9 protein-coding genes are annotated in these 11,131 nt (G+C 68.4%); 6 read left to right on the forward strand and 3 right to left on the reverse strand.

The window, feature by feature from the left end; all coding sequences use genetic code 11:
• The first annotated feature begins 55 nt into the window (after positions 1–55).
• From cobT to OCL97_RS02385, 3 genes are all read left to right on the forward strand, one after another.
• Positions 56–2,008 (forward strand): cobaltochelatase subunit CobT, encoded by a 1,953-nt coding sequence (gene cobT / locus OCL97_RS02375; RefSeq protein WP_377367242.1) that lies wholly within the window; start codon positions 56–58, stop codon positions 2,006–2,008.
• Positions 2,005–2,967, forward strand: coding sequence for an esterase-like activity of phytase family protein (locus OCL97_RS02380; RefSeq protein ID WP_377367244.1), 963 nt, complete (start codon positions 2,005–2,007; stop codon positions 2,965–2,967). Before cobT ends, OCL97_RS02380 begins: the two co-directional genes overlap by 4 nt.
• Positions 2,968–3,040: 73 nt before the next feature.
• Positions 3,041–3,787 (forward strand): dienelactone hydrolase family protein, encoded by a 747-nt coding sequence (locus OCL97_RS02385; RefSeq protein WP_377367246.1) that lies wholly within the window; start codon positions 3,041–3,043, stop codon positions 3,785–3,787.
• A 61-nt stretch (positions 3,788–3,848) separates the two neighbouring features.
• On the opposite strand, the gene rpmB is transcribed toward OCL97_RS02385, so the two are convergent.
• Entirely contained in the window at positions 3,849–4,154 is a 306-nt protein-coding gene (rpmB, locus tag OCL97_RS02390; protein ID WP_304774464.1) for a 50S ribosomal protein L28, read from the reverse strand.
• Positions 4,155–4,531: 377 nt separating this feature from the next.
• Between rpmB and OCL97_RS02395 the strand changes: the two genes are divergently transcribed.
• On the forward strand, positions 4,532–7,480 hold the full coding sequence (locus tag OCL97_RS02395) for a TonB-dependent receptor domain-containing protein (RefSeq protein ID WP_377367248.1): 2,949 nt from the start codon (positions 4,532–4,534) through the stop codon (positions 7,478–7,480).
• Here the strand turns inward: OCL97_RS02395 and OCL97_RS02400 are convergent.
• The gene (locus OCL97_RS02400) at positions 7,477–8,052 is read right to left on the reverse strand and encodes an NUDIX domain-containing protein (protein WP_377367250.1); all 576 of its coding nucleotides are present in this window, start codon (positions 8,050–8,052) and stop codon (positions 7,477–7,479) included. The genes OCL97_RS02395 and OCL97_RS02400 overlap by 4 nt on opposite strands.
• Positions 8,049–9,857 (reverse strand): DUF4153 domain-containing protein, encoded by a 1,809-nt coding sequence (locus OCL97_RS02405; RefSeq protein WP_377367252.1) that lies wholly within the window; start codon positions 9,855–9,857, stop codon positions 8,049–8,051. Before OCL97_RS02405 ends, OCL97_RS02400 begins: the two co-directional genes overlap by 4 nt.
• Before the next feature lie 144 nt (positions 9,858–10,001).
• Here OCL97_RS02405 and OCL97_RS02410 point away from each other — a divergent pair, with 144 nt between their 5' ends.
• Positions 10,002–10,631 carry a TetR/AcrR family transcriptional regulator gene (locus OCL97_RS02410; protein WP_304774457.1) on the forward strand — a complete coding sequence of 210 codons (630 nt, stop codon included), beginning with the start codon at positions 10,002–10,004 and terminating at the stop codon, positions 10,629–10,631.
• The coding region (locus tag OCL97_RS02415) for a biotin/lipoyl-binding protein (RefSeq protein WP_377367254.1) at positions 10,628–11,131 on the forward strand (504 nt) is incomplete at its 3' end. The genes OCL97_RS02410 and OCL97_RS02415, both read left to right, overlap by 4 nt.

Below are 11,131 nucleotides of genomic sequence, written 5' to 3' on the forward strand. Positions count from 1 at the left end.
CGCACCATCAACAGGACTTTCCTCGGTTCGCTCCGACGCGCTATGGAAGTTGGCCATGGCCAAGAACCCGGAAAGCCCTCTCGAGCCCTTTAAACGCGCCCTTGCGAACGCTGCGCGCTCGCTGGCCGAGTCGCCCGACCTGGAGATCGTCTATTCGGGCGAAGGCCCCGTGCTGTCGGGCAATCGCGCGGTCTTGCCGCACCCGCCCCGCGACCTCACGCCGACAGACGCCGCGCGCATCCGCGGCCTGGCCGACCAGATGGCCCTGCGCATCTCGCACCACGACGCCCAGGTCCATGCCCGTACCCGCCCCGGCTCGGCCCTGGGCGCGCCGGCCTATGACGCCCTGGAACAGGTTCGAATCGAAGCCATCGGCTCCAATGCGCTCGGCGGCGTGCGGGAGAACCTGAAGGTCGTTCACGAGCAGGCCTGGCTCAAGCGCCCCTTCAATCCCGTCGACGCCCAGGCCAATCCTCCGATGGCCGAGATCGTCGCCCTGATGGCCCGCGAACGGCTGACCGGGGTGGAGCCGCCGCCGAACGCCAAGCTGCTGGTGGACATGTTCCGCGACGAGATCGAGGCCCGCGCGGGCGAGGATCTCGACAAGCTGATCGACAAGATCGACGACCAGAAGGCCTACGCCAAGATGGCGCGCACCATCCTGCGCGACCTGTCGATGGGCGACGACCTCTCGGACGCCCCCGACCAGGCCGACCAGGACGAGGAGGATGGCGACGAGGGCGAGGCTGAAGCCGCCGAGGACGGCGATGAGGGCGATGGCGAGGGCCAGTCCCCGCAGCAGGCCTCCATGGACGACAGCGAGGCGACCCACAGCGAAAGCGAGGACGCCGACAGCCAGATGATGCAGGCCGAGGATGATCCCAACGCCGAGGATTCTGACGAGCCGCCGGAGCTGGGCGAGGGCGAGCAGCCCGCGCGGCCGGACCCCAAGGGCGACGCCAAGACCCCCACCTACAAGGTCTTCACCACCGCCAACGACGAGATCGTGGCGGCCGAGGAGCTTTGCGATCTCGAGGAACTGACCCGGCTGCGCGCCTATCTCGACCAGCAGCTCGCCAGCCTCTCCAGCGTGGTCTCGCGCCTGGCCAACAAGCTGCAGCGCAAGCTGATGGCCCAGCAGAACCGCTCCTGGACCTTCGACCTGGAGGAAGGGATCCTTGACGTTGCGCGCCTCACGCGTGTGATCACCGATCCCACCGCCTCCCTGGCCTTCAAGGAAGAGGAAGACACCGAGTTCCGCGACACGGTGGTCACCATCCTGATCGACAATTCCGGCTCCATGCGCGGCCGCCCGATCATGGTGGCCGCCGTCTGCGCCGACATCCTGGCCCGCACCCTGGAACGCTGCGGCGTTAAGACCGAGATCCTCGGCTTCACCACTCGGGCCTGGAAGGGCGGCACGAGCCGCGAGGACTGGTTGAAGGCCGGGAAGCCCGCCCAGCCGGGCCGCCTGAACGACCTGCGCCACATCATCTACAAGGCGGCCGACGCCCCGTGGCGCCGCGCCAAGCGCAACCTTGGCCTGATGATGCGCGAAGGCCTGTTGAAGGAGAACATCGACGGCGAGGCCCTGATGTGGGCGCACCAGCGGCTGATCGGCCGCACCGAGGCGCGCCGCATCCTGATGGTGATCTCCGACGGCGCGCCGGTGGACGACTCGACCCTGTCGGTGAACTCCGGCCACTACCTCGAGCGCCACCTGCGCGAGGTGATCGCCGAGATCCAGGACAAGAGCCCGGTGCAGCTGATCGCCATCGGCATCGGCCACGACGTGACGCGCTACTATCGTCGGGCTGTCACCATCGTCGATGTAGAACAGCTTGCTGGCGCCATCGTCGACCAGTTGGCCGAGCTCTTCCAGGAGGAGCCGCGCAAGGCCAACCGCAAGACCGCGGGCCTGCTGGCCCCACCGCCCAATACGCAAGGCCCCCAGGGCGGCGCGACCCGGCGGTCCACCTTCAAGGAAGTCCGGAGAGCCGTGGCGTGAAACGACTGATCCTGGGAGCCGCGCTCGCCGCGCTCACCGCTTGCGCGCAACCGTCCAGCCTGCCCAAGGGGCCGATGGCCGCAGGCTCCGGGATCACCATCACCGCCACGCCGGTCGCGCTCAATCCGCAGGACCCGTCCCAGGATCGCATCGGCGACTTCGTCTATGCGGGCGGCTTGGTGCTCTCGTCGGACCAGACCTCGCGCTTCCATGGACTGTCGGACCTTCGGGTGACCCAGGATCGCAAGCTGGTCTCGATAAGCGACGAGGGCGACCTGCTGGAAAGCCGCGTCCTGCTGGACAAGACCGGCCGCTTGGTTGGCGTCGGTCCCGGCAAGCTGACGGTCCTCACCGGGCCGGACGGAAAGCCGCTTCAGGGCAAGAAGGAGGCCGATTCTGAGGGCTTGGCCTTCATGCCCAATGGCGACCGGCTGGTCAGCTTCGAGGCCATCGACCGCATTCTGCTCTATCCGGCAAAGGGCGGCGCCGCCCGGGTTGTTCCCTCGCCGGTGGACGCCGGCTTCCCCCCCAACGGCGGCATGGAGGCCCTGGCCTTCGATCCCGCTGTCGGCCCCGACGGCTACATCATCGCCGGTGAGGACTCCGGCGAGACCTGGACCTGCCGCGTCACCGCGGCCTGCGTGAAGGGTCCAACCCTGGAGAAGCCGCCTGAGTTCGGGGTGGTTGCGGTCGACAGGCTGGCCGACGGGAAGACCGCCTGGCTGTTCCGCGCCTGGGACCCGGTGCGCGGCAGCCGCATCACCCTGAAGGTCCTCGGCCCCGCGGGCGAGGTGGCGCGCATGGACATGGCCAAGCCCCTGACCGTCGACAATCTCGAAGGCGTATCGGCCGTACCCGGCAAGAACGGCGCGATCCGATTCTACCTGCTCTCTGACGACAATTTCTCCAATTCCCAGAAGACCATCCTGCTGGCTTTCGACTGGAAGCCCGTGAAGTAGATTTTCAGAGCGCGGGATGCGGGCGGAAAACCGGTTCCCACTTTTCCTCATCCCGCTTAGCGAGGCCGCCATTATGAGCCAGACCGAGATCGCCCTTCCCACCCCGGAGGGCGAGGCGCGCGCCTTCATCTTCAAGCCCGACTCAGGCGTTGGCCCCTGGCCCGCCGCGATCATCGCCATGGACGCTCCGGCCATTCGGCCGGCCCTGTTCGAGATGGGCGAGCGCCTGGCCGCCGCCGGCTACTACGTGCTGCTGCCCGACCTGTTCTGGCGGGCCGGCCCCTACCCGCCCCTGGATATCGCCGCGGCCCGCGCGGGCGACAAGGAGGCCGGCGAGCTGTTCGCCAAACTGCGGGCCAGCACGGGCGCGGGCCGGCAGATGACCGACGTGAAGGCCTGCCTCGACTTCATCGAGGCCGATCCGGCCGCCAAGCCGGGCAAGGTGGGAATCACGGGCTATTGCATGGGCGGCTCCATCGCCCTGCGCGCGGCGGGAACCTACCCGGACCGCATCGGGGCGGCGGCCTCCTTCCACGGCGGCAACATGGCCACCGACGACGAGCGCAGCCCGCATCTGCTGGCGCCTGCGATCAAGGCCAAGGTGCTGGTGGCCGGGGCCATAGAGGACCGCAGTTATGACGAGGCCCAGAACACCCGGCTCATGAAGTCCCTGAGCGAGGCGGGCGTGGACGCCGAGGTGTCGATCTGGGAAGGCTGCAAGCACGGCTGGGTGCCCACCGACATGCCGGTGCACAATCCCGACGGCGCCGAGCGCCACTGGCGCGAACTGGTCGCCCTGTTCGACAGCGTCCTGAAATAGCGCGCAAAGAAAAAGGCCGGCGTCACCGCCGGCCTTTTCCAAATCTGCTTGTCGCTTGCGCCTAGGCGGCGGCGGCCGGCGCTTGCGCGGCGAGCTTGGCCTTCAGCTGGCGCTTGATCTTCAGGGCGCGGGGCGAGAGCTGCTCGTCCTTGGCCTTGACCAGGAAGATGTCCAGGCCGCCGCGGAAGTCCAGGGTGCGGCGGGCCGCATTGGAGATGCGCAGCTTGAAGGTTTGCCCGAGCGCATCGGACTGCAGGCTGGCGGGGGCCAACGCCGGCAGGAAGCGGCGCTTGGTCTTGATATTCGAGTGGCTCACATTGTTGCCGACCATGGGGCCGATACCGGTGAGTTCGCAGCGACGCGACATGGCTTAAGACCTAAGCGAGAAAAGAGTGACGGCGGGCGGACCCGCGCGAGAGCGGGCGATATAGTCGAAGGTAAGCGGCGGCGTCAAGGCGGAGCCGCCTTTCAGACCGCTTCATCGCACTTTCCTGTCGCCACGCCAAACCACCCGCGGTCCGACCGTCTTGTGTCCCCAAGCCCTTAGGATACAATACCTTGTAGGGAACAAATCCCGAATCGAGCCGAGTCAGCGATTCGGTCCTGATTCGTTGCGGCCACGTTCCGCCGCCGCCGCCTGAGGCTTAACCTACTCCTTTTCCGTCAGTAGCGAGAAGGCTCGCCTTCCCCTAGCTTGGGCTGCAAATCACCCGCATGGGTGGATCCAGGGGACGGGAGTTCAACATGAAGGCGGCGGACCTGATCTGCGCCGGCGTCCTGGCGGGGTTGCTGAGCTTGCCTGCCGCTCCGGCCCAGGCCCAGGACGCCGAGGTCTCCGAGATCGTGGTCACCGGCAGCCGGATCGCCCGCAAGGACTATGTCTCCGAGAGCCCCATCGTCACGGTGGGCCAGGAGCAGATCGCCGCCGTCGGCATGGTGACGATCGAGAACACCCTGAACCAGGTTCCCCAGTTCACGCCGTCCAATGGCTCGGGCACCAACACCACCAACTTCGTCACCACGCCCGGCCAGGCCTACGCCAACCTGCGCGGCCTGGGGCCCACCCGCACGCTGGTGCTGATCGACGGACGCCGGGTGGTGGCGGGAAACCCCAATGCGGTGGTCGATCTCAACACCGTGCCGACCTTCCTGGTGGACACGGTGGAGACCATCACCGGCGGCGCCTCGGCGGTCTATGGCTCTGACGCCATCGCGGGCGTTGTGAACTTCAAGCTCAAGCGCAATTTCGAGGCCCTGCAGGTCGACGCCCAGTTCGGCGTCACAGAGCAGAACGACGCCGGCCAGCTCACGGCGTCCGTGGGCTGGGGCCGCAATTTCGAGCGCGGCGCCCTCGCCGTCGCCGCCACCTATGACAAGCGCGAGGGCCTGCTGGCGGCGGACCGCGACTGGTCGGCCGTGGGCTATTCGATCCTCACCACCGGCCTGACGCCCTCAGGCGCGGCGACGATCCCCGACGGGCGCTTCGATCCGGCGTCGAACGCCGGCGGCGCAGCCAACCTGCCCAGCCAGGCGGCGATGAACGCGGCGTTCGGAGCCTATGGCTTCGCGCCTGGAACCGTCGCGCGCGGCGCCAGCCTCAGCTTCAACGCCGACGGCAGCCTGTTCTCCACCGCCCCGGTGAACAACTATACGGGCGTACGCGATGCGGGCTTCTCGGCCGCCAGCTACACCTTCAACAGCGCCGCCTATCGCTACCTGAACCTGCCCTTGGAACGCTGGAGCCTCTACGCCTCGGGCCGCTACGACCTGACCGACAGCCTCGAGGCCTATGGCACGGCCAGCTACACCACCTATGACGTCTCGCGGCAGCTAGGCCCCGCCTCGGCCAGCGACGGCGCCTTCCCTGGCCCCGACATCGTGGTCCCGGTGACCAATCCCTTCATCCCGGCCGACCTGCGCACCCTGCTGGCCTCGCGCACCGATCCGACGGCGGCCTTCTATCCCCGCCGCGCCTTCAATGAGGTGGGGGGCCGGCTCTCCAATAACACCTATGAGACGATGCAGCTGGTGGCGGGCCTGCGTGGAGCCCTGCCGATCAAGGACTGGAAGTGGGACCTCTACGCCAGCCACGGCCAGATGGATCACACCGAAAGCCAGGTCGGCAACGTCAGCCGGTCGGCCATGCGCACCCTGACCTTCGCCCCCGACGGCGGTGTCTCCATCTGCGGCGGATTCAACATCTTCGGGGCCGGCAAGGTCAGCCCGGGCTGCGCGGCCTATATCGCCCGCGACGTCGCCAACTCTACGACCATCAAGCAGACGGTCGTCGAGGGCTATGTGACCGGCAGCCTCATCGACCTCCCGGCCGGGCCGCTGAAGTTCTCGGCCGGCGCCCAGCATCGCAAGGACGACTTCGACTATTCACCCGACCTGCAGTTGCAGGGGCCCGATATCGTTGGCTTCAACCCGGCGGTCCCGGTCAGCGGGGACATCACCTCCGGGGAGCTGTACGCTGAACTGCTGGTCCCGGTGCTGGCCGACCTGCCCCTGATCGAGAGCCTGGACATGACGCTGGGCGGCCGGGTGGCGGACTATTCCACCACTGGCCAGGTCAGCGCCTACAAGGCCGACCTCACCTGGAAACCGGTTTCCAGCCTGCTGATCCGTGGCGGCTACCAGCGGGCGGTGCGCGCACCCAACATCGCCGAGCTGTTCTCGCCCCAGTCCCTGGGCTTTGTCGGCATCGGCTCGCCCGGGACCGGCGCCACGGCGGGCGATCCCTGCGACGTGCGCTCCTCGTTCCGCAACGGCGCCAACGCCGCGGCGGTCCGTAGCCTATGCCTGTCGCAGGGCGTGCCCACGGCGATCATCGACACCTTCAACCAGGCCTCCACCCAGGTGGAGATCGTGGGCGGCGGCAACCCCGGCCTCACCGAGGAGACCGCTGACAGCTTCACGGCCGGGGCTGTCTGGACGCCCGCGGTGGACGCCCCCTTCCTGCGCCGGTTCAGCGTCAGTCTGGACTACTACAAGATCGAGGTGGCCGATGTGGTGGGGACCATCGGGGTCCCGACCATCCTGGCCTCGTGCTTCAACGCCGATGGATCCAACCCCGGCCTCTCCAACGCCAACTTCTATTGCAGCCGATTCTCGCGCCTGAGCTCGGGCCAGATCACCGGCGTCGCCCAGACCCAGGTGAACCTGGCCTCGGTGAAGACTTCCGGGATCGACGCCCAGGTGGACTGGGGCTTTGATCTCGCCGACCTCGGCCTGCCGGAGAGCGCCGGCGCCCTGGCCTTCAACCTGGTGATCTCCAAGCTCGACAGCTTCGAACGCCAAGCGCGGCCCAACGCGGCCTTCGTCGACTATGCCGGAACCATCGGCGCCGACCTCTCGGGCGGCGCCCTGCCGGAGTGGAAGTCGGTGCTGTCGGCCACCTGGGCCGTCGGGCCGGTGCGGACCACCCTGCGCTGGCGCCATATCGCCACCATGACCGACGCCCGCAGCGTGCCGACCTTCAGCCCCACGGCGGTGAACACGCCCGACTATGACGTCTTTGACCTGTCGGGCTCCTGGAAGGTCGACGACCGGGTCACCCTGCGCGCTGGAGTGAACAACCTCGCCGACAAGGACCCGCCCTACTTCACCAGCTACCCCAACTCCAACACCGATCCCTCGACCTTCGACATCCTGGGCCGGCGGTTCTTCGTGGGGATCAACGCGAAGTTCTAGGTGCGCTCGGTCAGCAGCAGGTGCTGGATCAGCATGATGGTCTTGGCGTCGACGATGACGCCGTCGGTGACCATCCGCAGGGCGTCGGTGAGGGGGAACTCCAGCACCTCGATGTCCTCGCCTTCGCCCGCGTGGCCGCCCCCGGCGCTGACCTTGTCGGCGGGCGAGTAGCGGGCGGTGAAGAAGCTGAGCTGCTCGGTGACGCTGCCAGGGCTCATATAGACCTTGAAGACCGGGGTGACCGACGAGAACCGGTAGCCCAGCTCCTCCTCGGCCTCGCGCTTGATGGCGGTCTCCGGATCGTCGGCGTCCAGCAGACCGGCGGCGGCCTCGATCAGCGGCTCGATATGGCCGGTGACATAGGCCGGGATGCGGAACTGGCGGGTGAGCAGCACGGTCCCGCGATCGGGGTCGTAGGGCAGGATCACCGCCCCATCGCCGCGATCATAGGTCTGTCGCACCTGGGTCTCCCAGGTCCCGTCGTGGCGGCGGTAGTCGAAGGTCACCCGCTTCAGCGTCGCCCACTCGTCGGAGAGGGTATGGAAGACGAGGTTGCGGACCTGGTCGCTCATTTGGTCTCCGGCGGCGGGGGCTTGATCTCGGACACGATGGCGACGTCGCCCGCCGTACCATCGGGGCACTTGTCGCTTTCGGGCACGACCCGCAGGCGGCGGCCGGCCACCACCACGTCCGCCAAGGGATTCGGATCGGCGTTCACCGCGAACTGGCCCGCCTTCAAGGCCTCGCCGTCCTTGTCGCAATAAGATCCGGAGAGCGTCCCGATCCGGGTCCAGACGCCGCCAGCCTGCCGGTAGACGCGGCGGTCGCCCATGGCGAACACCACCACTTCGGGCGAGGCGTCGCCGTCAAGGTCGGCCACCACGGCGTCGCACAGACGGCCGGGTTCGCAGTTCTGCAGCGGGTCCTCGAAGCTCTTCCAGGTCTGTTCGAGGAACCCGACCGGGAAGGCGCCGCCGCCGGCGACACGGACCAGTTCCTTGCGCTCCACCACCGAGGTCGTGGCCTCGCCGTAGCGGGCCTTGCGGGCCAGGGCCGAGGCGGCGCGCCGGGCGATCTCGGCGGCGTTCGCACCGGTCTTGCGGGCGGCGAGCGCCTTGAGGGCGTCCATCCCCGGCTTGCCGGCCTCGAAGCGCAGGAACAGGTAGTCGAACTTGTCTGGCGTCACCACGCCACGATCGAGGCGCGCAAGCTGGTCATTCACCGACAGGCGGGCCGGATTGGCCAGGGGCGAGAACAGGGCCAGCAGGATGGCCACCACCAGGTGGGCGGCGATGACGTTGGTGACCTCCAGGCGCTTCAGCCAGGGACCGGGCCAGAAGACGCTGGCCGCGTAGCCCACAGAATAGACGACGGCCACGATCGTGCAGGCGACACCGTAGATGCGGTCCGGGGTCAGGCCGTACTGACCGATGCGCAGGATCAGGCCATAGGCGGCGATGGCCACCAGCGGCGCGATGATCACACCGGTGATCCGGCCGGCCCACTTCAGCGCGACGGGCGGATGGTCCTCGGCCTCGCCTTCCTGATAGGCGGCGTTGAGCAGGACGATGAGGGCCGCGGCGGCCGAGAGCAGGATGCCCGCCGCGCTCTTGGTGTCCCACAGCAGGGTCAGGCCGGTGAACGGCAGGGCGATGAGGAAGCCCGCCCCGATCACCGCCATCACCGGCAGCAGCCACGACAGCAGGGTCAGGGCCACGGTGCGGATGCCGCGCACCAGGCTGGCGCGGACGTCGGTCAGGTGGATGGCCAGGGCGAAGAAGGTGGTGGTGGCCGGGAAGGCGAACCAGGGCTTCTGGATGGTCTCGCCGACCCACTTGATACCGATCAGGTCGAACAGCGCCCCGCCCAGCCAGAGCAGCAGCCAAAGGGCCCCGACGAACAGCACGGCCAGGGCCAGGCGCACGCCGTCCTTCCAGGTCTGCTCGAAATAGCGATCGTAGCTGGCGATCCAGCGGCGATCAGCGTCGGCGCCGGTCACCAGGTGATGGGCGATGAACAGGCCCACGGCGGTGAAGATCACCAGGGGTGGGCCCGGCCAGTGCTCGGCGCCCATGTCGGGAACCGCGATGGTCCCGTGATAGGCGCCCAGCGCGGCCACCACGACGGCGACGGCGGCGCCCCAGATGACCAGGGTCCGGGTCCGCAGGGTGTGCAGGCCGCCCAGCAGCACCACGGGCAGGAACAGGATCAGCATCGCGCAGGCGCAGAACAGCGGCGAGGAGACGCCGTCGATCAGGCCGTGCTTCTCCCACTCGTTCAGGCCGTACAGCGCCAGGCCCTGGGCGAACCCGATGGCGACGCGGGCGATGGCGATCGGTCGTGACGCCTGACCGTGATCAGTTTCCCCGGCGAACATGATGGTTCCTCCCCAACTCACCTCACGGTCGCATGGCGGGCGGCGAGCACCAACAAGCTTGGCAGATTGATGGAATAGAGTCGGCTTGCCACGCCCAGGCCTGGGGCGTATTGATAACTGACCAGTCAGTTATTTAGAGCGCGCATGTCCCTCCCCGCCGGCCAGCCGAAGTTCCGACGCCGCAAGGCCGATCGTCCCGACGAGATCGTGGCGGCGGCCTTCGAGGTGTTCGCGGAGAAGGGCTTCGCCGCCGCGCGGCTGGACGACATCGCCGCCCGGGCCGGGGTCTCGAAGGGGGCGATCTACCTCTACTTCGCCACCAAGGAGGACATCTTCCAGGCCGTGGTGGAACAGGGCGTCGCCCCCAACCTGCACAATCTGGCCGCCCTGGCCGCCGCCAATCCGCAGACCTTTCCCGACCTGATCCGCGCCTTCGCCAAGGTCATGGCCCACGTCGCTTCCACCACGCCGATCGGGGGGATCATCAAGATGGTGATCGGAGAGGCGCGCAACTTCCCGGAGCTGGCGCGGGTCTGGCACGACCGGCTGATCGTCCCGGCCCTCGGCGCCCTGACAGGCGCCATCGCCGCGGCCCAGGCGCGCGGGGAGATCCGCCCCGGCGACCCTCGCCACTATGCGGCGGGCCTGATCTCGCCCCTGCTGGTGGGGGTGATCTGGCGCGAGACCTTCACCCCCGTCGGCGCCGAGCCCTTCGACCTGCCGGCCCTGATGGAGCAACACGTCGAGACCCAGCTGCGGGGAATGGTCCCATGAAACAACGCCTGCTCGTCATCGCCCTGCTGCTGGCGGCCGCCGGCCTGATCGCCGCCCTGGTGCTGACCCCCAGGCTGAACCGATCCAACGTGCTGACCGGCTATGTGGAGGGCGAGCCGCTCTATCTGGCCTCGCCGGTGTCAGGGGCCGTTGCCCAGGTCCATGTCCAGCGTGGCGACCGGGTGAAGGCCGGTGACCGGCTGTTCGTCGTTGACCCCAAGCAGTTGGCCGCCCAGCGCCAGCAGGCCCAGGCCGAGGTGGGCGCCGCTCAGGCCCAGGCGCAGGACGCGCGCAAAGGCCTGCGGCCGGTCGAACTGGCTGTCTATGACGCCAACATCGCCGCCGCCGAGGCCCGCGCCCGGGACGCCGCGGCCGACATGCGCCGGGTCGAGCCCCTGGTGCGTAGGGGAATCTATGCGCCGGCCCGCCTGGACGATGTCCGCGCCGCCCTGCAGACCGCCAACGCCCAGCTGGCGGCCGCCCGGCGGCAGCGCGACGCC

Origin of the sequence: Phenylobacterium ferrooxidans (assembly GCF_042714595.1) — a bacterium.
Classification (GTDB): Bacteria; Pseudomonadota; Alphaproteobacteria; order Caulobacterales; family Caulobacteraceae; genus Phenylobacterium; species Phenylobacterium ferrooxidans.